Source organism: Sulfurimonas sp. (assembly GCF_023229105.1).
In the GTDB taxonomy this organism is placed as follows: domain Bacteria; phylum Campylobacterota; class Campylobacteria; order Campylobacterales; family Sulfurimonadaceae; genus Sulfurimonas.
Genome location: NZ_JALNZY010000019.1, coordinates 1 through 22,671, shown reverse-complemented (window position 1 = coordinate 22,671; position 22,671 = coordinate 1). Strand labels below are relative to the sequence as shown.

The following is a 22,671-nucleotide window of genomic DNA, read 5'->3' as shown; positions in this document are numbered from 1 at the left end:
TTTAAGGTTTTACAAATCATCGCTATAACTTTGTTATATAATGATTGCACTTAAATCCGTTACAGTTGTACCGATAAGATTTACTACGATATCTTCACTTGCATTACCTTGAAATATATATGTACCTTGTTGTTCTGAATCTATGTAGTATTCAAATGCAACAGTATCTCCATCTGAAATTTGGCTAGAGAGATAAGAAACTGCGGCAGTAAAAGCATCTATAGAGTCAATGTTTACGGAAGTAGTGTCATCTGCAGCTTGGAATGTTACGATGCCGTTAGCTATGCTCATTTGCCCTATGGTAACTACACCGACGGTTTCATCTTCGACTAGACTTCCAGTGCCCGATGCAGCATCACTCGCAATAGTTGTTGAAGGCAAATCAAGTTTATCTTTGTCTAACTCAAAAAAGTAGATTTCATCAGGTGTCGCAGCCGCAGAGTCTCCGCTTTGTATAATGATGGTGTCTACTCCAGCGTTAACTGCTGCATCTCCAAGCCAAATCGTATCAGACCCAGTACCGCCTGTGATTGAGTTGGTGCCGCTTGTCCATATATTAAGAGTTTGATCCCCGACTGAACCTGTAACAACAACACTGCCTTCACCGTCGATAATAATATCCGTCAAATCAGCTGCGCTATCTATGATAGTTTGTCCTGAAGCAAGAGTAATTTTTGTTATATCATCAATATAAAACGTAGTAGCTGCCGTTACGCTACCTTTTGTAAATGTAACTATATTGCTATCTATGCTAAGTGAAATACTACCCGTAGCCGTTCCAGCAAATGTGATAACTTCATCTGTATTTGTTACCGTGAAAGTTTCAGTTGCCTGAACAAAATAGTTGCTAGCAGTAAGCGAGCCAACTGCACCTAGGTTTGTAGTGTCAATCATTTTTATAAAAAGGTCTTTGTTCTCATCAAGTGCAGCTATAGCATCATTAACATAGAGATAAGCCCCTGCATAAGTACCGCTAGTAACAACAGTAATTCCTGCTTCATTTACTTCAAGAGTTGAAAAACTTGCTGATTTCAATACATTGTCAATAAGATTTTGCTCAGAGGTAATGGACGCTCCTTCCACATCTCCAAAGCGTGTAAGTGAAGTCGGAATGGAAACAGAGGTGCCACTAGTTACGCTTTTGAGAGTGATTTTGTCTGTACCTACCTCAAAGTTTTTTATAGTGTCGTATCCGCTTATGAGAGAATCAGAGTTGGAGTCATTATCTCCTAAGCCGTAGTAGAGTGTGTCTGTGCCATCGCCTAATTCAATAGTATCTGCACCCGCACCACCTGTTATAGAGTTAGTTCCTTGCGTATTTATGATTATATCTTGATTGCCTTCATCTCCCAATACTACACTATCTCCCATTCCTTTTATGGTAGCATTTTGAGCTTGCGTGGCAGTTAATGTAAGAGTTGCACTCTCATCTACAACTATAGATGTATTAGAAGAAATTACAAGTCCTGCATCTAAAATAACTTCTCCGCTTGTAATGTTAATGATACTCCCAATTACTGGAGTGCCAAAAGTTGAAGTAGTTAAGAGAAGAGGTTCTGTTGAACCTCCGATAATATTTGCTGTTAAGATAGAAGTGCTAACTCCTGATAAATCTGCTTGAGGCATTCCCTCAAATGCGCTTATATTAACAATTCCAGCACCCGTGATAGTCATACCGTTTAATGTTGCAGCATCTACATTAAGTGTGATAAAATCGACTACGATACTTGTGACACCAGCCGAAGATATAGTTACAGCATCGCCTCTTGTAGGGGTAAATACATAATCAGTGCTAACTAGTGTCAAAGTAACATCGCCGTTAAACTTGCCTACTGTAAAATTTCCGTTCCCATCATTTGTTACACTAAAAGCCGGAGGCGTTGTGTTTTGACTCAACTTTTCGCCTATATAGTTATTTACTTTAGATTTAAAAAGTACATCTTTACTATTTGCCATCTTATTCTCCTTTTGTTTACTGTAGTATTTGCGTTGTGCTTACTTGGTACACACCCTCGGCGACTGGTACATACTGCTCTGTCATGATGCTAAAACTTCCTGCTGCTTCTTTGCCTTCTGCTCCGTAAAAAGTGCCATTTGCCATTGAGTGAGATGCAGGTGAGGCAAAAGTGCTTCCAGAAATAGGCATACCTGAAAATTGGGCTAAATCTCCAACTGTTAAAGTAGCTTTGTCCTGTCCAAAATCAACCATTAAAGTTGCCGTTCCTGTCTCTTTTGTTGCTATAGCGGTATCTGAGAATAGAAGTGCCTTGTATATTCCATTATACTCGGCAGAAGAGGTGCTAGTATGATAGCCTAGGATAACATTCTCAGGCGTCACACTCTCTCCACCAACCCACAGTCCTGTGTACTTAGCAGTAGATTCTACACCTGACTCTGTATAAGTAAACTCCGCATTCCACTCACCCCATGACATTAAGTCACTGCTTGAGAGATCATCGTTAGTTACGCTAAATGAGCTTGATGTTATGACTATGTCTAAAATATTCGTATTTGTGCTTGTGATACTTGCAAACTCACCGCTAAATGCTCCGCTTGAGAGAGTTCCCGTGAGTGAAGAAGCCGGAGTAAATGTCCATATACTCTCATCCCAATCGTTTATCTTAATATAGGTATCTGTCGTATCAAACACTGAAGTGCTAAGTGCTTTTAGATTTACTTCAGACGATACAGCAGGAAGATTATAGAAAAATTCTAAATAGCCCTCATTGTCATTTTTATATGCTGCCGTTTGACCACTTGTTGCAAAAACCACAGTTGGCTGCTGAGGTTGTGATGGTGTCGTCGGTGCAGGTTGTGACGGAGTTGTCGGTTCAGGCTCTGTCGGAGTTGTCGGTGCAGGTTGTGATGGAGTTGTCGGTTCAGGCTCTGTCGGTGTTGTCGGTTCAGGCTCTGTCGGTGTTGTCGGTTCAGGCTCTGTCGGTGTTGTCGGTTCAGGTTCTGTCGGTGTTGTCGGTTCAGGTTCTGTCGGTGTTGTCGGTTCAGGCTCTGTCGGTGTCGTGCTTTCTTCTATAACATCTATGGTAGTCGCTTGTGTATTTGTAGTTGTTTGAGATGATATGTCTGTTAGAGTTGTGTCAATATTTTCAACGCTAGTTGTTTCGATTTTTGTTATAACAAATGTGGATTCTTGAGAAGAGTCTGAAGCTGTGCTTTGTGTCTCTTGTGAAGAGTTCGGAGTTTTTTCTTGTGTCTCCTTTGAGGCGCTAAAGCTTTGACTTAGTGCATTATCAAGTTCTGCCGGGGTAAACTTCACAGGTTCGCTCTTAACGCCATCTTGTGAAACTGAAATATAAAAACCTTGTGTAACCGTGGACTCTTTTTCTAGCGAACTTACATTAATAGCTCCAAGAGTACAGTAGATACTGCTGCTCCCATCTTCATTTGCTATAACTGTAAAATTTGTTCCGCGAATACCTATCGTTGCCGTTTTTGTATTAACTTTGAAATTCTCAGGAGTCATCTTTCCTATTTTTCCGGTAATAGTTCGCATGGCACCGCTAAATAGCCCAAACTGGGCAGAGGGAGTTTTGCTCTCCTCATAAAGATACTCGTCAATAGAAAAACTGCTATTGTTACCAACGGTAATAATGGTTTCATCATCAAAAATAATCTGAACTTGGCTTTTATCTATTGTCTTTAAGGTATCTTTTTCTTCAAGTTTTGCTCCAAGTTTTGCTTCTATCTCTGCTCCATCACGGCTGATTAGCGCGCTTCCTTTAAGTGCCGTAATAGTTCCTACACTCTTTGCAAATGCAAGTGAACTAATAAGCATTAAGGTGATTAATATATTCTTTAATATTTTCATGATATTTATCCTAAAAAGTTTTTATGACACCCGCTGAGAGCGTCTGTTTTTCATAGCTAAATACATTTTGGTTGGAATCAACCCTATCATATCTAGCATTGAGCCTTAAGAGTAAATTCTCAAACATTTTAATACTAACTCCCACACTTATGCTTTTGGCAAGGTCATCTCTTTTTGAGTTAAAAAGTGTGCTGTAGTCATTATATTCTCTCTTTCTTGCCTGGGCATATAATTCTGCACCGTAAATGGGGGTAAACTGATTAGCATATGCTACATCAAGCTTATATTCATCGTAGTCTACATCCACTCTTGAGCCACGCTTTTTTCTCTCTTGCACTCCGGTAATATTTGCCTGAACATAAGAGCGTGGCGACAAGATACTTTGCAGTCCGTAAGATAGCTCATAGTGGTTTGCATTAAGGTCTTTTTGATTGTTTTGTTTAAAATCTTTTAATTGGTATCTAAAGTGCATTATGCTTCTTAGAGTTTTTGTGTGTTCATATTCAAATCTTGGCATAAGAGAGAGTGTTTGCAGATAACTCTTATCGCCCAGAGTCATAGCATCTGCTCCACCTGCCATTTCAACTGTGTATTTTGTGTATTTGTAAAGAAGGCTTGGCATGTAAGAAAAGTAGTTTATATCGTACCCCTCCTCTTCAAAATGTCTCTTAAGGTAGAAGAAGGCTCTGTTTTTAAGCGCAAAGCCGTTTGCTTCTCCTATGTCATAGATGTTAACAATACTCGCGGAAGTCTCAAGCGCTCCATCAGATTTTTCTCCTGCGGTTGCATACTCTGATATGCCTATGTTGTAAGTGTCATCTATGGGTGCAGAGTTTACATTTGAGTCGTATAGAGTGTTTAAACTGAGCGTGACATAAGTAAATGACTTTTTTTGCTCTTTTATCACTCTAGAGAGATATATCTCTACATTTTTACGAACATTCTGGGGGATAAGAGGATTGGAGAGAACTTCTTTAAAGGTAAGCTCCGCATTCTCATACATCTTTAGCATAAAAAAAGTTCTTGCTTTTTCAAGCTTGTTTCTAAGGTTGGCGGGTTCTAGCATCTCGACTCTTTCAAAAGCTGCAAGCGCCATATCATAGTTTCCAATTTCATACGCAGAGATACCAAACATAAAGTTCAAGTTTGCATCGGAAAGATTTACCATGTATAACTTTGAAAAAAGAGTGTATGAAGTTTTAAAATCTTTGGCTTTGTAAGCATTTGAAGCTTTAGTATAAATCTCTTTTTGTTCTAAGGCTAAAAGATGCAAAGGTACAACTAATACCATAGCAATAAATATTTTTTTCATATTTCCTCTTTATATAAAATATAAGTTTTATCCATTTATAATATTAGCTATTTAACGCTTAAATATCAAAATTTAATAGAAACAAAGCAAAAGATAACGATATTTTTGATATGTAAACATGAAAATGTGATAAAAATATTAGTTCTTTAATATAGTGAGTAAAACAGTTATTTTACAAGTTTAAAATTTAGCTATATCTTTTGCCGCCAAGTATCCGCTTGCCCAGGCAAAGGCAAAGTTGTAACCACCTCTACGTCCGACTACATCTAAGACTTCCCCGCAGAAGTAGAGGTTTTTCTGCTTTAGTGACTCAAAAGTTTTTGGGTTTATCTCTGTTGTATCTACTCCCCCACCTGCGACTTCCCCGTGTCTAAAACCATGTGTGTCGGTTACGTCAAAACGCCAGTTTAAGAGTTGATTTGCTATTTTTTTGGTGAGTTTTATGTTGATTTCATTATTACATGTAGAAGCTAAAATATCTAAATCTTCTAAAAGAGCTTGAGCGATTTTTAGCGGAACAAGCCCGCTTAAGATATCTAAAATAGTAAATTGAGGCATATTTTGAGCAAGAGAGCTTATGTGGAATGAGAGCTTTTGCGCATTAAAAGCGGGAAGCAGATTTATCGAGATGCTTACATGTGAATACTCCATCAAAGCAACACTCGCTCCTTGAGAGATGTCAAGTATCGCAAAACCAGAAGCACCATAGTCGCTAAAGAGGATATCTCCACTGCATGTAAGCTCTTTTTTGCTGTTTATAAAAAGTGTGACTTTACCATCAACTTTAGCTCCGCTCATCTTTTTTACGATTTTTGAATCAAGATGGAGTTGAACAAGAGAGGGATAGGTAGGGAATACATTGTGTCCAAAGAGCTTTGCAAACTCTAGTCCGTCACTGTTTCCACCTAGATGAGAAGCCGCTTGGGAGCCAGTTGCCACGACAACTGAGTCATATTCACTTAAGAATTTTTTAATATCAGTTATTTTTGTGTCCGTATGAAAATTTACACCTAGATTTTTAGCATAATTTATCAGCAAAGATGCAACGCTTTTTGCCTCATTACTTAGCGGATAAACACGCCCGTCATCTTTTACATCAAGCAAAAGCCCAATGCTATGGCAAAACTTCTCAAACTCCAAAAAGCCGAACTCTTTAAGTGCGAACTCAACAAAAGATGGGTTTTGAGAGAAATAGTCATTTGAGCTTAAATTTTTGTTTGTAATGTTACAACGCCCATTTCCAGAGACCAGAATCTTTTTAGCACATTTGGAATTTTGCTCAAAAATATCTATAAGTATATTTTCTTTGGCACAAAATATTGCACACAAAAGCCCAGATGCACCACCGCCGATAATCGCTACTTTTTTCATCTACAGTGTCACTATCTTTGCTCCAAAACCACCCATGTGTTGCGGAGCATCTTCAAATTTTTTGACTTTTGGATGAGCTTTTAAAAATTCCTTAACAGCATAAGAGAGTTTGCCGGTTCCGATGCCGTGATAGACTATTACTTCATCCCAACCGTTTATGAGTGCGTCTGAGATAAATTTGTCTAACACTTCGTTTGCTTCTTCGGCTCTCATGCCGTGAAGGTCGCATTTTAATCCTGCTCTTTTTTGGACTTGAAGATTTATGTCGGTTTTAGGTTTTTGCTTTATGAGTTGAGTATGTTTTAGTTGCGAAGTTTTTACTCTCACGCGCATCCCATCAACCTCTACAATCGCCTCATTTTTGTCTTTCATGGCGATGATTACGCCCTTTTTGCTGTGGTATTTTACATTATTACCCACTTTGAACTCTACATGTTGACTTACTTTCTCTTTTTTTTCTTGAGGAAGTTTTTTGTTTGCTTCATTCATTGCTCTGTGGATAGCTTGTGTGTCCCCTGCGCGAGCCGCCATCTTTGCTTCATCTATAGCAATTTTATAACTCTGTTTGAGTGCATTTTTTTCTCTTTGAAGCTCCTCAAAAATCTGAATTCTCTGCTCTTTTAAATCACGCTCTTTTGCTTCTAGCTCTTCTAGTTTTTCATCAACCTTTTTGTGCTTTTGCTTAAGCTCACGCTCTAATTGCGAGCCTCTCTCTATAAGCAGGTTTAGCTTTTCGCTGTTGTCGCCGTAGAGAGTTTTTGCTTCATTTACGATTTTATTAGAGATGCCATATCTGCTTGCAGTCTCAAAAGCGTAACTCTTGCCGATGATTCCTTGCATAAACTCATAAGTAGGGACTCTGTTTTGCTCATCATAAATAGCCGCCATAAGCTCAACATCATCACGGTCTGCCATCAAAGCCGCAAGACGCTTGTGGTGGGTTGTGACTACAATTTTTTGTCCGCGCAAAATTAACTCATCAAGTATCACTTTAAATAGTGCGGCAGCCTCATCACTGTCCGTTCCTAGCTCTATCTCATCTACTCCGACAAGCGCATCTTTTTGTTCAAATATTTTTGAGAACTGCTGCATACGTCCTGCAAATGTAGATATATCATTTTTAACATTTTGTGGGTCGTCGATAATCGCTAAGATATGTTTAAAGTTTCCGATATATGACTTGTGCTCGTTTAGCTTCATAGGTATGATATATTTTGCCATAAAAGCCGCACTTAAAATCGACTTTAAAAGCATCGTTTTTCCGCCGGCATTAACACCCGTAATCATTAAAATATTTTTCGAAAAGTCCACATGTATGGGCTTTGCATGATGTAGAGCAGGGTGGATAAAACCATCTAAGATGATTTTTGAATCCTTTTTTGATTTTACAAGTTGAAGGTCTTTACTTTTTGCAAAAAGGACCCTTGCTTGGTAGTTGTCAAACTTTGTAAACTCTTTATCCACGAAGTTTATAAAAGGCAGAAGTTCGGCAAATTTTGAGGAGAACTCTTTTGCGTAGGTGTAAAAAATCGCCTCGCGCTCCTCGTTTATGTAGCGAATCTGCTCCTTAGTTTTTAAAATAGTATCTGGCGAGACATAAAAACCGCCACTGCTACTTCTGCCAATAAGTGCACCTTTTAGCACATGATTGAAGCCGCCGCGAACCAAAAGACACTCCTCATCATTTACTAGATGTACTTGAGAGTCAATAAGATAGGGAGAGATTTTCTGACTAGAAGTGAGCCTCTTTAGCGAGGAGCTTATATTTGCTTTATGCTCTTTTACTCTTGCACCTAAACCAAAAAGATTTTCATCAAGATTCTCATCAAATTTCCCATCATGCGTAAAATATTTCTCAACTTCAAAAAATCTCGGCTCTATGACAAATCTATCCATCCACTCGCCGATAATCCCTTGGAGATTTTTGTTTTTAAAGTAGCGAAAGTAGCGCACGACTTTAATGATTTCAAAAAGCTGCTCAAACTGCAAGATGCCATGTTTTTTAAGATGAAGTTTTATATTTGTAAAATCACCGACTTTTGGGGGAGCTTTGAACTCTATAGCATCTAGTGCTTTGATATAGCGGTAGTGAAGTTCTTGATCACCTTGCATATAAAGAGCATCATCGCGTGAGAAAAATTGCTTGAACAGACCAATATGGTCGTTTAAGTCTAGTTGATTGATGAGTGTATCAATCCTTTGATTGTTATCTACTCGCATTTAGATGCACTAATCATCTGCCCATGGTATGGAGTATTCTCTTTACCTATGAAAGTGTATGTACCGATGCTAAGAGTAAAATTTTCTTTGTTTACCTCTACGCCTTCGCAAATAATTGTGCTATTTTGGTTAAACTTTAAAACAGCACCAAGCATCGCTTGAGTTTTTTCATCGTTATATTTATTGAATGCAATTGCAAATAAAACTATAGATAAAACCACTCCGGTTACTATTGCTTTTTGAGAACGGGTAAGTTCGGTAAAGTAGTGCAGGGCTAAAAAGAAAAGTCCTACTACTACGAGTCCAGCTATATATGCCACTATGCGGTTCCTCTTATCTGGTATGTTAAATCGCCGGCACTAAAACCTATGATGAGACCTTTATCTAGAGTTTTTAGCACCTCTTTGTCTTTCATAATTGTGATAGTATTGTTAGCTCGTATGACACTGTCTGCCATAATTAGATTATATCTTTTAAATTTTTCTTTAAAATCAATCTCTCTACTTGCTTCACCTGCAGACCAAACAGGCAGGATTATAAGCTCTTCTGCGCCCTCAAAACACTTTATGAACTCCTCTAGATTATCTATAGTTCGAGAGTATTTATGCGGCTGCCAGATTGCCGTAATCTTGTCAAAGCCCTTTAAAAGTGCATACTCTTTGACCGACTCAAAAGTAGCTTTAATCTCTGTTGGGTGGTGACCGTAATCGTCTATAATTACACTCTCCTTTTGAGATCCGACAATATCAAATCGTTTTTTTATACCCTTAAAAGAGAGTATTTTCTCTCGTATAAGTTCAATATCCATAGACTCTTTTGCCGCTAAAATAGCCAAAGAAGCATCAAGGGCTATATGCTTTCCAAATCCCCAAATATCAAAACTACCAAAATCTTTAAGAGAAAATCTAGTATGCGGCTCATCATCAATTAAAACAAACTCTATGCTCGTTATATCTTGGCTTGGGTAGAGCCAGATTGCGTCAACTTCGCCCACAAGTTTACTTAAAAATGGATCCTCAGCATTTAAAACACGGCAAGCGGCAGAGTTTATAAAGGTTTTATAAGAGTTGTAAAATAGCTCATAGTTGTAGTCGTAGTATTCCATGTGCTCAGGTTCTGCATTGATGACGATTGCGCAGTGTGGATTTGAGTTGACAAAACTGCCGTCGCTCTCATCGGCTTCAAAGAGCATAATGTCGCTTTTTGGGTTATATCGTACATTTGAGCCAAATGCCTTTGACTCTGCGCCTATTATTGCCGAACCTTCCATGATAGCTGTTAAAATGGCAGTTGTAGTGCTTTTGCCATGTGCGCCTGCAACGGAATAGACCTTTGAAGTGTTTAATATGCGAAGAAGTGCTTCTCGGCGTGCAAGGACTTCAATGCCTTTGGCTTTTGCTTCAATAATTTCAGGATTATCAGGACGGATGATAGCAGAGTGAATAACTAAGTCTTGATTTGTGATAGCAGAGGCATCATGGGGAACACTGACAATTATGCCTAGTTTACGGAGTTTTTGTGTAATTAACGTATCGGCTATATCCGAACCGCTTATTTCATGCCCTTGATAGCGCATATATTGCGCCAAACCTGATATTCCGATTCCGCCGATTCCGATAAAGTGGATTTTCATAGAGTTACTCCGCATCTATTTTAGAATTATCTAGCAATTTTTGTGCCTCATTATTAAAACAGCTTATATAAAATGTTCCCGCTTCTTGCGTCGCATCAATATCTGCTATATTTGAGAGAAAATCATCAAAAGATAGCCCTTCTTTGGATGCAATCCAGTGAAATTTAAGAGCTAAGGAGAACTTTTTGTCGTTGCTAAGTCCGCTTAAAACCTCAAAAAGAGCACTAGCATCAGATATTTTTCCTGCGCTGTAATGCTCTATCGCATACTCATACAGAGCTCTTAGCGTTGCAAAGTCCTGAACCTCGTTCATATCCATTACTCTGTGGGCTTCAAGCGTATTGGTTAGTTTCTCTAGTGCCAAATCAAGTATATTTATATAAAAATCTTGAAGCATGTTCTCATCAAAAGTGTCTTGTGCACGTTGTTCAAGCATATATAAAGAGGCTATATCAGAGTTTTGCTGTGCTTGGAACACCTCTGCTTTTAGTTTTTCTACTTTACTCATGATAGACACTCCTTTATTCTCTTTAGTGCATTTTTTGTTTTTTGAGGATCTTCAACAAGTGCAATTCGTATAAAATCTTTGCCGGGATTTAGACCGTTCTCATCGTCTCTAGCCAAATACTCTCCTGGTAAAACCTTTACGTTGTATTGGAGGTAGAGCTTTTTTGTAAACTCAAGTGCATTTGAAACTCTTAGCCAAATGTAAAAGGTAGCATCTGGAATCTCAACGCCTAAAATCTCATGTGCCGCTTCAAAGTTTTGCTTGTAAATTGCTCTTGCCTCTTCTACATGTTTCTCATCACTCCAAGCAGCTGCCGCCGCACTTTGAAGCGGAAGAGGGGAGGCGCAACCGAGATAAGTTCTGTAGTTTAAATACTCTTTTAAAATCTCTACATCGCCGGCAATAAAACCTGAGCGAAGTCCCGGAGCAGAGGAGCGTTTTGAGATGGAGTTTACGACTAAAATATTTTTAAACTCCCTGTTTCCTACAAGCAGAGATGCTTCAAGAAGTGAGGGAATTGTATTGCCTGTATATATTTCGCTGTAGCACTCATCGTTTAAAAGTACAAAATTATATTTAAGTGCAAGCTTAACCCACTCGCTAAGCTCCTCAAGAGTGAGTGTGGATGCCGTCGGATTGTTTGGAAAGTTTAAAATCACAAGATGACATGCAGATAATTTCTCTTCATCAAGTTCAGGTTTAAAACCGTTTTGCTGCGTAAGGTTGAGATAGATTGTTTTTGCTCTTGATGCAATTGCCGCACCCTCATATATCTGATAAAAAGGATTACTAAAGGCTATTGTCGGCTCTTTTTTATTGAAAAGAAAAAATTGAGGAAAGTTAAAAAGTATCTCTCTTGTTCCAAAAGTAGGAATAATCTGCTCGTTGTTAAGCTCGACGCCGAATCTTTTTGCGACAAAGTCTATTTGAGCTTTTCTTAAACTCTCTTCCCCTGCTGTTTTAGGGTATTTTTTAAGAAGATCTGTATTTTGACAAAGGGCTTTTTGTATAAAAGCGGGAGTTTCAAATTGCGGTTCGCCTATGGTTAAAACAGAAGGTTCATACTCTTTATTTGGGGTAATGTCTTGAAGTAAATTGTTTAGTTTTTCAAATGGATATAGTTCAAATTTCATAATTTTTAGCACCTCTTATAATAGGTGCAATTATATCCAAAATCTATAAAAACACAGACTCCAATGTTATGCTTTTGGAAGAGTGAATTTTTGAGTTACCAATTCGCCCTCGGCATTAAAAAAAAGATAATACAGTAACTCTTTTTTAACACTCAATCCTGCTAGATATCTAAGCGCTATATTTGCTTGAAATGAGGCGATGTGCATAACTATCGGAGCGGTAATTCCTGCCGGGGTTTTAGATGTAATCTTAAAAGCATCTCTAAAAGATGACTCTTTAATAAAACAGACTTGCCCATGAAATGCTTCAACGCTTCCATATACCCAAGGTAGATTTTTGTTTTTGCAGTAGTCGTCAATCTCTGCTCGCGTAGGTAGATTGTCTGTCGCATCAATAATCAAATCAACATAGATATCTTTTTCACACCACTCTTGAAATCTGCACTCATGCGCAACGGCCTTGACAAAAGGGCATCTCTTCTCAACAAGTAGCGCATTAATAGCAGCTTTGTTTTTGCCCTCATCGCCAATTTTAAAGGCTATTTGTCTATGTATATTGTGCGTGGATACTTCATCAAAGTCAATAATGTGAATCTCGCCTATACCGCTTGAACCAAGCGCAAATGCCAAAGAACTTCCAAGCCCTCCTGCGCCGATTATTGCTATCTTTTTATCTTGTAAAGAGAGTTGCGTCTCCTCTCCCCAAAGTTGTACTTGACGGTGAAAATAGCTCATCATAAGCTGCTCCTTTTATGTATCATATCTTTAAAACCCCAAAATTTCCTAGCAGCAACAACTTCAGAGTGATGCATGTCAACAATCATCAACTCCTCTTTATTTCCCAGATGCTCAAGAAGCTCTCCGTTTGCAGAAGCAAGAAGCGAATCCCCGTAAAAATGCCAGGTTGACTCTTTGTCGCTATATTCGCCAATCCTATTGGCTCTTAAAATATAGCAGTTTTGTGTAAACGCACGGGAGAGTATAAGTGCTTTCCATCTTTGGTAAGAGTCAAAAGTTGAAACGCCTGGCAGCAAAATACAGTCAATATTTTTACAAGCTAATTCGTTAAATATCGCATCAAAATGAAGCTCAAAGCCGCTCATGACTGCAAATTTAAATCCGTCTATTTTAAATATCAAGGGAGTTTGTATCTCCTGAGGTTCGTTTGCGAAAAATTTCTCTTCATTCCAGTGCGGATAGTTTATAAGAAGCTGTTGTTGATAATAAGAGGTAGAGGAGGGAGCAAACTTTGCAATGGTTTTATAAATTTTACCCTTCTTAACGATAGCAAGAGGAGCGATAATGGTAAGATTATAGGTAGAAGCTAGCTCTCTTAAAACTTTTATCTGATGCTGTGAGTGCTCTTTTATCATGCCCGAGGATAAATTTTGAAGCTCTTTAAAAAACGGGTTTAGTATATATTCGCCCAAAAGTAAAACCTTTACCCCTTGTTTAGAAGCGATACGAATATAGTTGTAGAGTTTTGTTGAGCTTATTCCCTGTGCGCTAAGCTGAAGTACGGCGGCTCGCACTACTCTGCCTTTATCTCGGTAATTTTAATCTCTGCCTCTTCGAGTATTTTTTGTGCCTCTGCTAATTCACTCATCCCCTTCTCATACGCTTTTACGCTGTCTGAGAGAGTAATATCAGGGTTCATCAAAGTTTCTAAAATCTTCTTAGCATTTTGTAGTTTTAACTCAAAACCTTCGGTTTCTTTAGTAAAATCCTCTTTAGCCATTTAACGCCTCCTCTATATATTTTTCAAATTTCTCAACCTCTACCAAGAAGGAGTCATGCCCATAATTACTCTCTACATCAAGATAGTGATGATTTTTATATCCTATTTTACTCAAGGTATCGCTAATCTCTTTCATCTCATAGCTTCTAAAGAGCAGGTCATTACTAAAGCTGATTAGATGCAGCTGGGTGTTTACTTTTTGCAGAGCCTCGCCTAGGGAATCAAATCCGCGTGAGAGATCATAAATATTTATCGCTTTTGTAATGTATAGATAAGATAACGGGTCAAACCACTTTGTAAAATTATATCCGTTATATTCTAAAAATAGCTCCACTTGAAACTTTCCAAATAACTCGTAAAGTCCGTCCGTGCTTTTATACTCTCTGCCAAATTTGCTCTGCATCGACTCAGGCGAGAGAAAGCTGATATGTCCTGCCATTCTTCCCACAGCCATACCGGATAATCCGCTTTTTGTAACATCTTCTTGCTCATAGTATCCGCCCTTAAAATCAGGGTCTTTTAGTATTGCCTCTTGCGCTATTTTATTAAAGGCAATTGCCCATGGCTGCGTTGCGTGTGTTGATGCCAAAGATATGATTTTTGATGCAAAATCAGGGTAGTGAATGGCAAAGTGAAGAGCCTGCATCCCACCCATAGAGCCGCCGATAATCGCATGAACGCTATGAATGCCAAGTTTGTCAAAAAGAATTCTTTGAGCTTTGACCATATCTTTTATGGTAATAACCGGAAACTTGTAGCGGTATGGATTTTGATGCGGATGTTGCAAACTCATGGGACCTGTGGAGCCAAAACAGCTGCCAATAACATTTGTGCAAATTACAAAATATTTATCGGTATCAACTGCTTTTTTAGAGCCTATGAGATTGTCCCACCAGCCGGGTTTCTTGTCATTTTCATAAGTTCCCGCACAGTGATGAGAACCTGTAAGCGCATGGCAGATAACGACAACGTTGCTTTTGTCCTCGTTAAGAGTGCCGTATGTCTCATATGTGATGTCATAAGGCTCTAAAATACGCCCGCTCTCAAGATAAAGCGGGTTTGTAAAATGCTCAGTATAAGTTTTTAAGTTCAGTGACAAACTTACGCCTCAAGCGCTTGTTTCATATCCGCTATTAGGTCCGCTGCGCTCTCTAAGCCGCATGATATTCGGATAAGTCCTGAAGGAACACCGCATGCTGCTAGCTCTTGCTCATTTAACTGCTGATGAGTTGTTGAAGCGGGATGCGTGATGATTGATTTTGAATCCCCGATATTGACAACAATAGAGTAGAGTTTTGTTGCGTTGAGTATTTTTGCTGCTTCTTCAAAGGATGCAACCTCAAAACTTAAAAGTCCGCTACACGCTCCATCTTGAAAATATTTTTGAGCATTTGCGTAGTTAGAGTTGCTTTTTAATCCTGGGTAGTTCACTTTTTTTACTTTTGGATGTGACTCTAAAAATTCTGCAAGAGCAAGAGCATTTTTAGAGTGTTCACGCATGCGAAGTGAGAGTGTCTCCATACCTTGGATAAAGAGCCAAGAGTTAAATGGGGATAAAACGGCACCTAAATCTCTACAAAGAGATAGTCTTGCTCTAAGAGAGTATGGCGGTAGGTTAGCATCAACATAAACCAGACCATGATAAGATGCATCAGGCTTGTTAAAGTGTTCATAGCGAGGATTTGAGCGAAGTTTTTCAACTAACTCTTCTCTCTCAACCATGATTCCACCGATTGCAAGACCTTGTCCTGTCGTGTATTTTGAAGCGCTATGAACGGTTATATCAGCGCCATGCTCAAAGGGGCGGCAGAGTATAGGAGTTGCTACCGTATTGTCCACTACAGAAAGAATGCCGTGTTTGTTGGCTATTGCAGTAATTGCTTCAATATCTGCTACATCTATACTTGGATTTGTAAGGGACTCAAAGAAGATAATTTTTGTTTTCTCATCTATTAGTTTCTCAAGCGCAGCAGTGTCATGTACATCAAAGTATCTAGCTTCTATGCCAAATCTTTTAAGCGTGTGCGTATTGAGTGTTAAACTTCCGCCGTAGAGTTGTTTCGCGCAGACAATATTGTCTCCTGCTTCAGCAGCATTTGCAATAGCAAAAAAAATTGCACTCATTCCGCTAGAAGTGGCAATTGCAGCTGCTCCGCCCTCAAGAGAGGCAAATCTTTTTTCAAAAATATCAGTTGTTGGATTATTTAAGCGAGTGTAAATATAGCCGAGTTCTTTTAGTGAAAACAGGTTTGAAGCATGCTGGGCATCTTTAAACTCATAAGCTGTTGTCTGATAGATAGGAACAGCCATAGCTCCCTCAGACCCTTTTTCGTAACCAACATGAAGTGCTTTAGTCTGTATATCCATTTGTAAGTATCCCCTAGTTAAAAATAATTACTAGTATTTTATCTTAAATGGTTTAATATTAGTTTTAGAAGCGCAGAGTTTATCTTTTTAGGCTCTTTACCCACTCTTGCATGATTGTATTTAACTCCTCCTTTGGAGTTTCCATAAAATCTATGACAATTTTATCTTTAAACTCGCAAATACCAATGCTTCTAGGTCTGACTGCTAAGATTTTTGTAGCAGGAATTGCTTGTCCAAAGCAAAAAACAACATTTTGTGCATCAAGCAAACCATCCATAATAGGACCATTTAGCTTCTTTGTGTGTGAGTAGTGGTCAAAAACCGCAATAAACTCTGCAACAGGGTGGTTTTTAATTTTTTCTTTAAAATACTCTACCGCTTCTTTCGCACTTGAGATTGTAATCTCACTTTTTAGCAACTCTAAACTATAAACTGGATATTTTTCCATAAAAATACTTTTTTTCACTTTTTTATTCCTTGATACAAATTTCTTCTTTTTTAATATGTAACACTGTCTGATAGATTACTATCGATACGATAAGAGTTACGACTGCTATCATGACGTAAGATAGAAGTAACGAAAATATGGAGTTGTTTTGGCTATACATAAGCATTGCACTAATTGCCATGGCTGCTAGAGGGAACACAAAAGCCCACCAAGAGATAAAGAACTTTATTTTTATAAAATTTTTGTACATAAAAGCAACTAAAAGAGTAAAAAATAGAGCCAAATTAAATAACACAAGAGCGAAAGTATCTATTACGCCAAACATCTTAAAGTACGAGATAAAGCCTACTGCGGGGGGTGCTATCAATATAAAAAGGGTGGGCATAAATTTCACAACCATCTGATTATGAAATATAATTCTGTTAAGAATTACAGTAAATATAATTATCCAAAAAAACATTCCAACGCTAAAGAAGTAAAGAAGCAAGCTTAGGTTTGCAAAACCGACACCTGCAGCTGGAATCAAAACATTTCCGACTATCGGGATAAACCATGCAGGGTTAGAGTGCTCAATCTGCTGATTTTCATTAATCCAAAAAACGACAATACGCATGGTAAGATAAAAATGAAGCAGAGTCCCGGGATACCAAAAAATGGCACTTATAAGCGGATAATTTTCCTTGAAGATTATTGCTAGCATCAGCATAGATATAGAGATTGCTGCAAAAAAGTTTATCCGAACGGGATGAGAAAGCTCACTTATTACGGCTGTTTTGTATTTAAAAAATTTATATATGTATATCAATGAAACCAGAACGAAAATAGCAGTGGTAATATACATTAGTGCTTCTGCGATTATGTGAGGAAAACCGAGCCAAAGAGCTGCTTTTTGGTACGTAATAGTTAATCCGCTTAGTCCCATAACTACAGTGTACATCATAATAGGAAAAAATTTTAATCTATTTTTTTCTTCAATAACTTCCATCTAAAGCCTTTTATTATTAATTATAATTATAATTTATATAAATTTTACTATATTTTTCTATAAATGTCAATAAGATAATAAAAAATATTCAAGAATATAAGTATTACTTAAAAATATTCAAAATCAACCGATTTAGCTTTAAATAATTAAGAAAGGAGAAAGAGATATGAAGATAAATCAATCAGATGTTTCACTATTCTCCATATATCAAAAAAGCAGTAAAATTGAAGAGAGTGAGCAGTTACATATTTGGAACGATAAAGAGGATGCGCTAAAGCTCCTAAGAAGCGGTGATCGGCTTGAACTTTCTGATAAATTTAAAAATACTAATCAAAATATTGATAAAACAAATGTACAAGAGAGGGCTCCTGAAGCGCAAATGGATTCAAAGTTAATGTCCATTATACGTGCTCTTGAAGCTTTGATAGGTAGAAAGATTAATATATCTTTATATTCTCAAGAGAACTCTTCAAGTAAAGCAGGGATTGCAGGTTCTCAAGCCGCAGAAGCAAACGAACCCCAAAGAGAAGGCTGGGGAGTGGAGTATAGCTACAGCCGCAGCGAAGTTCATAGTGAGGAGCTTAAATTTTCTGCACAAGGAAGCGTGAGTACAAAAGAGGGTGCAAATATTGATTTTAAAGTGGCATTTAGTATGAACAGAAGCAGTGCTACACATGAGAGTATCTCTTTTAAAGCAGGGGACGCTTTGATTGACCCGCTTGTGCTTAATTTCGGCGGCGATATTATAACCATGAGTGATATAAAACACACATTTGACCTTAATCTTGATGGTAAGAATGATACCTTCTCTTTTGTAGGAAGCGGTAGCGGTTTTTTAGCTCTTGATAAAAATAGTAATGGCAAAATAGATGATGGAAGCGAACTTTTTGGACCTACTCTAGGAGATGGTTTTAAAGAACTTGCTGCTTATGATGAAGACAATAATATGTGGATAGATGAGAGCGATGCTATTTTTGAAAAATTGTTGATTTGGACAAAAGATGAAAACGGCAAGGAGGAGCTTTTTAGACTAAAAGATAAAAATGTAGGTGCACTCTATCTTAATTCTGTGCTCGGCAGTTTTGATCTTAAAGATACTCAAAACAATTTGGTTGCAAAAATTCGTGAGAGTTCAATATATTTGAAAGAAAACTATGAAGTAGGGGTGCTGCAAGAAGTGGATTTAAGAGTATAGATTATATGTTTTGCTCTTTGTCATCATAGATAACTGCTGTTCCTGCAAGAAGATCATGCAGACCTCTTTTATCTTCTCTAAAGGCAACCATAAAAAAACCGATTAAAAAAGTAAATGTAGATGCTAAGTAGCCTAGTGAGCGGGTAATAGCCTGTTTATTATCTATTTCGCCAAAAGTTATTGCATCAACTATTTTAACATGCATAAACTTTTTTCCCGGAGTTGCTCCTTGGAATTTTTTCCAAAAAAGTAATGTTACAAGCAGAACAAGGAGTTCAAAAAGAAGTTCCCATTTAAGAGATTTTGGCGGTTGGTTTGAGAGTGCCATTTGGGCATTTCCACTCATCGCATAGGTAATATTTTGTTGAAATTGTGAGAAGTCAAACCAGTTGCCATCACTTAAAAAATAGATGATTATTCCAACTGGCAGAGCTAAAAAAAGAGTATCAAAAAACGATGCAAAAAAACGAACCCAAAAACCCGCATATCTTACTTCACTCATGAACTCTCCTTTAGTGTTATATATGGTAATTAGGAGCCTCTTGTGTAATGATAACATCGTGAACATGGCTCTCTTTTAGCCCCGCGCTTGTTATCTCTACAAACTCTGCTTTATCCCAGAAAGCCTCAATGCTCTCGCTACCGCAATAACCCATAGATGAACGAAGTCCGCCCATCATCTGATGAACTATCCCGGCAATCGGACCTCTAAATGGAACGCGTCCCTCAATGCCCTCAGGAACAAGCTTATCCGCTGCTGTTCCCTCTTGAAAATATCTATCAGTTGAACCTGTTTGCATAGCGCCGATACTTCCCATACCACGGTATGATTTATATTGACGACCTTGAAACATGATAGTGTCTCCCGGAGATTCTTCCGTTCCAGCTAAAAGTGAACCCGCCATGATGCAGCTAGCACCGACTGCTAAAGCTTTCGCAATATCGCCTGAATATTTAATACCGCCGTCTGCGATAACAGGAACACCATGTTTACGCGCTGCATCTGCACACTCTGCAATGGCGGAGATTTGAGGAACTCCCACGCCTGCAATTATGCGTGTCGTACAGATAGAGCCCGGTCCGATTCCAACTTTCACTCCATCAGCTCCAGCTTCAATAAGTGCTTCAACAGCTTCAGCAGTTGCAATGTTTCCGGCAATTACGTCAACTTCCATCATCTCTTTGATTTTTCTAACGGTATCTAAAATACCTCTTGAATGCCCATGAGCAGAGTCTAAAACTAAAACATCAACACCTGCATCAACTAAAGCTTTTGCACGATCAAGCTGCCCCACACCGATAGCGGCACCTACGATAAGTCTGCCAAAAGCATCTTTATTTGAGTTTGGATACTCTATGCGTTTTTTGATATCTTTGATAGTGACTAAACCTTTTAAAAATCCATCATCATCTATAATAGGAAGTTTTTCAATCTTATTTTGATGCATAATATCAGCCGCATCATCTAAAGAAATCCCTTTTTTCGCTGTTATAAGAGGCATTTTAGTCATAACTTCATCAGCACGTTTGCTCATATCTTTTTGAAATCTCATATCACGGTTTGTGAGGATTCCAAGAAGTTTGTTATGTGCATCAATAACAGGAACGCCAGAGATTTTAAACTCTTCCATAAGCGCGCTAGTTTCTGCTAAAGTAGCTTCAGGAAGAACATAAATAGGATCAATAATTACACCGCTTTCACTCTTTTTAACTTTTCTTACCTGCTTGCACTGCGTCTCGATATCCATGTTTTTATGGATAATCCCGATTCCGCCAAGCCTTGCCATAGCAATAGCTGCTCTATATTCTGTAACAGTGTCCATTGCAGCTGAAACCAAAGGAATTTCTAGTGAGATATTACGGGTTAATTTACTTTTAAGAGAGACCTCTTTAGGCAATACTTCTGAGTATTGAGGTACAAGTAGTACATCTTCAAACGTTAGGGCGCGTTTACGAATTTTCATGGGGTGATCCTTTTAAAGGGTAAGAATTATTTATGTTGCTATAAAATTCTATGAATTATAACTTTTTTGTTGTTAAAAAAAGGTAAAGTGACTTTTTAATTAACTTTTATTGCCAATTAAAATCTAAAATCAAACACTAAATAAAGCTCAAAAGACGAAGAATATTCTATTAAATATTTAGTAATTATTATTAATTAAGCATTAAGTGCTAACAGCATATAATATTTTTGATAGTTATTATCAACACTATTACAAAAAGGAGATAACAAGATGTCAAAAATTGGACTTTTTTATGCCAGTTCAACCGGCAATACAGAATCAGTAGCAAAAAAAATTAAAGAGATGATGAGAGGAGTTCAAATAGACCTTATAGATGTCAGTCATTGCAGTGCTGATGCTATGAATCAGTATGATTTTATAATCATTGGAGCTTCTACTTGGGGAGGCGGCGACTTACAAGATGATTGGGATAGCTACTTTGTCAATCTTGAAAAAACAGATTTCTCTACAAAGACAGTGGCTCTTTTTGGATTAGGTGATCAAGAGGAGTATAACGACAATTATTTAGATGCTATGGGAACTATATATGAACAAATAGTCAAAAATGGCGCTAAAGTTGTAGGTTCATGGCCAACAGACGGTTATGAGCATGATGAGTCAACTGCCATAAGAGATGGAGAGTTTGTTGGTTTAGCGCTTGATGAAGATAATCAAGAGGAACTTACAGATGGTCGTTTAACAAAATGGATAGCGCAGATTTCTCCATACTTTATAAAATAAGAGTATATTTTTTATCTGGAGTTTGGGTTTTTGACTTTAACTAGAGGCTTGCTTTTAAGCCTCTAATATAAGCTTAATTCATTTTTCCTATAGCGCAAGAGATAAAACTTTTGGCTTTTAGCCCACCTTTTGTCAAAACGCCCAAATCTTCATCCTCCATAGGATAACCGAGAGATCTCATTTTTTTGCGAAAATTTAGCTCGGTTTTTTCATCTTTTATATCTAGTGTTACAACTCTTGGTTCTTTGTTTAAATCAACATCAACTTCACCAAATTCATCTTTTAGTGACTCCCTGATGGTGTTTGCACATCCGCCGCATTTAATATTTAGTGCCTTAAAACTTTTTTTCATAATAACTCTCCTAGAGATGCTTTTTTAAAACCTATTAATTATTATACCCTATCTCTTTTTCTAAGCTAAGGGCACCGTCAAAAAGAGTTTGCTCCTCATAAGCATTTGCGATAAGTTGAAGACCTATAGGCATATTATCACGGCTTTTTGCAACAGGAATAGAGATAGCAGGAAGTCCGGCAAGATTTACGCTTATGGTGTAGAGATCACTTAGATACATCTCCATTGGAGTTGAGAGTTCTCCAAATTTATTTGCAGTTGTCGGTGCAACGGGGGAGAGGATTAAGTCCACCTCTTGAAATATTTTTGAGTATTGATCTTTTATAAGGTGTCTTGTTTTTTGCGCTTTTACATAGTAAGCTTCATAATATCCGCTTGAGAGTACAAAGTTGCCAAGTAAAATACGGCGTTTAACTTCATCTCCAAAACCTTGACTTCTTGTCTGAACAAAAGTATCGTTTAAATCTTTTCCGACAACCCTGTTTCCATAGCGGATTCCGTCATAGCGAGCTAAGTTTGTCGTAGCTTCTGCCGTCGCTGTAATATAGTAAGCAGAGATGTCAAATTTTGCGTCCATTAATTCACGCTCAACTATCTCATGACCCGCATTTTTAAGTGCAGCAATAGCTAAATCATACGCTTTTTTTACATCTTCATTTGCATTTTGGATATGTTTTGGCAAAACTGCAATTTTTAGTTTGCGATTTGAATTTAGCTTGTCACAGACTTTGTCGTTTTTATGTGCACTTGTGGAATCTTTTTCGTCATGTCCACTGATTATGTCATACAAAATAGCCGCATCTTCAACATTTTGCGTCATCGGCCCTATTTGATCAAGA

The 22,671-nt window shown here is 37.9% G+C and carries 22 protein-coding genes; 2 read left to right on the top strand and 20 right to left on the bottom strand.

Annotated elements, in window-relative coordinates; genetic code table 11:
* Positions 1-33: 33 nt before the first annotated feature.
* The 16 genes from M0Q17_RS04200 to M0Q17_RS04125 form a co-directional block, all read right to left on the bottom strand.
* A complete protein-coding gene (locus M0Q17_RS04200) occupies positions 34-1,956 on the bottom strand; it encodes a bluetail domain-containing putative surface protein (RefSeq protein WP_295083621.1) in 1,923 nt (640 codons plus the stop codon).
* 16 nt (positions 1,957-1,972) lie between these two features.
* Entirely contained in the window at positions 1,973-3,826 is a 1,854-nt protein-coding gene (locus tag M0Q17_RS04195; protein WP_295083619.1) for a FecR family protein, read from the bottom strand.
* Between the two features lie 10 nt (positions 3,827-3,836).
* On the bottom strand, positions 3,837-5,138 hold the full coding sequence (locus tag M0Q17_RS04190; protein WP_295083617.1) for a surface lipoprotein assembly modifier: 1,302 nt from the start codon (positions 5,136-5,138) through the stop codon (positions 3,837-3,839).
* A gap of 180 nt (positions 5,139-5,318) precedes the next feature.
* On the bottom strand, positions 5,319-6,509 hold the full coding sequence (locus tag M0Q17_RS04185) for an NAD(P)/FAD-dependent oxidoreductase (RefSeq protein ID WP_295083615.1): 1,191 nt from the start codon (positions 6,507-6,509) through the stop codon (positions 5,319-5,321).
* A complete protein-coding gene (locus M0Q17_RS04180) occupies positions 6,510-8,729 on the bottom strand; it encodes an endonuclease MutS2 (protein WP_295083613.1) in 2,220 nt (739 codons plus the stop codon).
* A complete protein-coding gene (locus M0Q17_RS04175; protein WP_295083611.1) occupies positions 8,720-9,049 on the bottom strand; it encodes a hypothetical protein in 330 nt (109 codons plus the stop codon). Before M0Q17_RS04175 ends, M0Q17_RS04180 begins: the two co-directional genes overlap by 10 nt.
* Positions 9,049-10,362, bottom strand: a complete 1,314-nt coding sequence (gene murC, locus M0Q17_RS04170; protein ID WP_295083609.1) for a UDP-N-acetylmuramate--L-alanine ligase — start codon at positions 10,360-10,362, stop codon at positions 9,049-9,051. Before murC ends, M0Q17_RS04175 begins: the two co-directional genes overlap by 1 nt.
* Positions 10,363-10,366: 4 nt before the next feature.
* Complete coding sequence (locus M0Q17_RS04165) at positions 10,367-10,870, bottom strand: hypothetical protein (RefSeq protein ID WP_295083607.1); 504 nt, start codon at positions 10,868-10,870, stop codon at positions 10,367-10,369.
* A complete protein-coding gene (locus M0Q17_RS04160; RefSeq protein ID WP_295083605.1) occupies positions 10,867-12,003 on the bottom strand; it encodes a succinyldiaminopimelate transaminase in 1,137 nt (378 codons plus the stop codon). Before M0Q17_RS04160 ends, M0Q17_RS04165 begins: the two co-directional genes overlap by 4 nt.
* Positions 12,004-12,069: 66 nt before the next feature.
* On the bottom strand, positions 12,070-12,741 hold the full coding sequence (locus M0Q17_RS04155) for a ThiF family adenylyltransferase (protein WP_295083603.1): 672 nt from the start codon (positions 12,739-12,741) through the stop codon (positions 12,070-12,072).
* Complete coding sequence (locus M0Q17_RS04150; protein WP_295083601.1) at positions 12,738-13,535, bottom strand: carbon-nitrogen hydrolase family protein; 798 nt, start codon at positions 13,533-13,535, stop codon at positions 12,738-12,740. The genes M0Q17_RS04155 and M0Q17_RS04150 overlap by 4 nt, the downstream gene beginning before the upstream one ends.
* Complete coding sequence (xseB, locus tag M0Q17_RS04145) at positions 13,535-13,741, bottom strand: exodeoxyribonuclease VII small subunit (RefSeq protein WP_295083599.1); 207 nt, start codon at positions 13,739-13,741, stop codon at positions 13,535-13,537. Before xseB ends, M0Q17_RS04150 begins: the two co-directional genes overlap by 1 nt.
* The gene (locus M0Q17_RS04140; protein ID WP_295083597.1) at positions 13,734-14,840 is read right to left on the bottom strand and encodes a homoserine O-acetyltransferase; all 1,107 of its coding nucleotides are present in this window, start codon (positions 14,838-14,840) and stop codon (positions 13,734-13,736) included. Before M0Q17_RS04140 ends, xseB begins: the two co-directional genes overlap by 8 nt.
* 2 nt (positions 14,841-14,842) lie before the next feature.
* The gene (locus tag M0Q17_RS04135; protein WP_295083595.1) at positions 14,843-16,108 is read right to left on the bottom strand and encodes an O-acetylhomoserine aminocarboxypropyltransferase/cysteine synthase family protein; all 1,266 of its coding nucleotides are present in this window, start codon (positions 16,106-16,108) and stop codon (positions 14,843-14,845) included.
* A 79-nt stretch (positions 16,109-16,187) separates the two neighbouring features.
* The gene (locus M0Q17_RS04130) at positions 16,188-16,574 is read right to left on the bottom strand and encodes a DUF6858 family protein (protein WP_295083594.1); all 387 of its coding nucleotides are present in this window, start codon (positions 16,572-16,574) and stop codon (positions 16,188-16,190) included.
* Positions 16,575-16,578: 4 nt separating this feature from the next.
* Positions 16,579-17,541, bottom strand: coding sequence for an SLAC1 anion channel family protein (locus M0Q17_RS04125; protein WP_295083592.1), 963 nt, complete (start codon positions 17,539-17,541; stop codon positions 16,579-16,581).
* Between the two features lie 166 nt (positions 17,542-17,707).
* On the opposite strand from M0Q17_RS04125, the gene M0Q17_RS04120 reads away from it, so the two are divergent.
* Complete coding sequence (locus M0Q17_RS04120) at positions 17,708-18,736, top strand: hypothetical protein (RefSeq protein WP_295083590.1); 1,029 nt, start codon at positions 17,708-17,710, stop codon at positions 18,734-18,736.
* Position 18,737: 1 nt separating this feature from the next.
* Here M0Q17_RS04120 and M0Q17_RS04115 read toward each other — a convergent pair whose 3' ends face one another.
* Positions 18,738-19,238, bottom strand: coding sequence for an RDD family protein (locus M0Q17_RS04115; protein WP_295083588.1), 501 nt, complete (start codon positions 19,236-19,238; stop codon positions 18,738-18,740).
* A 16-nt stretch (positions 19,239-19,254) separates the two neighbouring features.
* On the bottom strand, positions 19,255-20,700 hold the full coding sequence (gene guaB, locus M0Q17_RS04110; RefSeq protein ID WP_295083586.1) for an IMP dehydrogenase: 1,446 nt from the start codon (positions 20,698-20,700) through the stop codon (positions 19,255-19,257).
* Between the two features lie 270 nt (positions 20,701-20,970).
* Between guaB and M0Q17_RS04105 the strand changes: the two genes are divergently transcribed.
* The gene (locus tag M0Q17_RS04105; RefSeq protein ID WP_295083584.1) at positions 20,971-21,480 is read left to right on the top strand and encodes a flavodoxin; all 510 of its coding nucleotides are present in this window, start codon (positions 20,971-20,973) and stop codon (positions 21,478-21,480) included.
* Positions 21,481-21,553: 73 nt separating this feature from the next.
* Here the strand turns inward: M0Q17_RS04105 and M0Q17_RS04100 are convergent, their stop codons facing one another.
* Both M0Q17_RS04100 and M0Q17_RS04095 read right to left on the bottom strand, forming a co-directional pair.
* Positions 21,554-21,832 carry a heavy-metal-associated domain-containing protein gene (locus M0Q17_RS04100; protein ID WP_295083582.1) on the bottom strand — a complete coding sequence of 93 codons (279 nt, stop codon included), beginning with the start codon at positions 21,830-21,832 and terminating at the stop codon, positions 21,554-21,556.
* 34 nt (positions 21,833-21,866) lie between these two features.
* Positions 21,867-22,671, bottom strand: an 805-nt coding sequence (locus M0Q17_RS04095) for an amidase family protein (protein WP_295083580.1), incomplete at its 5' end; no start/stop codon positions are given.

Bases quoted from the DNA above. Each gene is read 5' to 3' on its own strand.
- M0Q17_RS04200 (WP_295083621.1), bottom strand. From the start codon at position 1,956: ATGGCAAATAGTAAAGATGTACTTTTTAAATCTAAAGTAAATAACTAT.
- M0Q17_RS04195 (WP_295083619.1), bottom strand. From the start codon at position 3,826: ATGAAAATATTAAAGAATATATTAATCACCTTAATGCTTATTAGTTCA.
- M0Q17_RS04190 (WP_295083617.1), bottom strand. From the start codon at position 5,138: ATGAAAAAAATATTTATTGCTATGGTATTAGTTGTACCTTTGCATCTT.
- M0Q17_RS04185 (WP_295083615.1), bottom strand. From the start codon at position 6,509: ATGAAAAAAGTAGCGATTATCGGCGGTGGTGCATCTGGGCTTTTGTGT.
- M0Q17_RS04180 (WP_295083613.1), bottom strand. From the start codon at position 8,729: ATGCGAGTAGATAACAATCAAAGGATTGATACACTCATCAATCAACTA.
- murC (WP_295083609.1), bottom strand. From the start codon at position 10,362: ATGAAAATCCACTTTATCGGAATCGGCGGAATCGGAATATCAGGTTTG.
- M0Q17_RS04165 (WP_295083607.1), bottom strand. From the start codon at position 10,870: ATGAGTAAAGTAGAAAAACTAAAAGCAGAGGTGTTCCAAGCACAGCAA.
- M0Q17_RS04160 (WP_295083605.1), bottom strand. From the start codon at position 12,003: ATGAAATTTGAACTATATCCATTTGAAAAACTAAACAATTTACTTCAA.
- M0Q17_RS04155 (WP_295083603.1), bottom strand. From the start codon at position 12,741: ATGATGAGCTATTTTCACCGTCAAGTACAACTTTGGGGAGAGGAGACG.
- xseB (WP_295083599.1), bottom strand. From the start codon at position 13,741: ATGGCTAAAGAGGATTTTACTAAAGAAACCGAAGGTTTTGAGTTAAAA.
- M0Q17_RS04135 (WP_295083595.1), bottom strand. From the start codon at position 16,108: ATGGATATACAGACTAAAGCACTTCATGTTGGTTACGAAAAAGGGTCT.
- M0Q17_RS04125 (WP_295083592.1), bottom strand. From the start codon at position 17,541: ATGGAAGTTATTGAAGAAAAAAATAGATTAAAATTTTTTCCTATTATG.
- M0Q17_RS04120 (WP_295083590.1), top strand. From the start codon at position 17,708: ATGAAGATAAATCAATCAGATGTTTCACTATTCTCCATATATCAAAAA.
- M0Q17_RS04115 (WP_295083588.1), bottom strand. From the start codon at position 19,238: ATGAGTGAAGTAAGATATGCGGGTTTTTGGGTTCGTTTTTTTGCATCG.
- guaB (WP_295083586.1), bottom strand. From the start codon at position 20,700: ATGAAAATTCGTAAACGCGCCCTAACGTTTGAAGATGTACTACTTGTA.
- M0Q17_RS04105 (WP_295083584.1), top strand. From the start codon at position 20,971: ATGTCAAAAATTGGACTTTTTTATGCCAGTTCAACCGGCAATACAGAA.
- M0Q17_RS04100 (WP_295083582.1), bottom strand. From the start codon at position 21,832: ATGAAAAAAAGTTTTAAGGCACTAAATATTAAATGCGGCGGATGTGCA.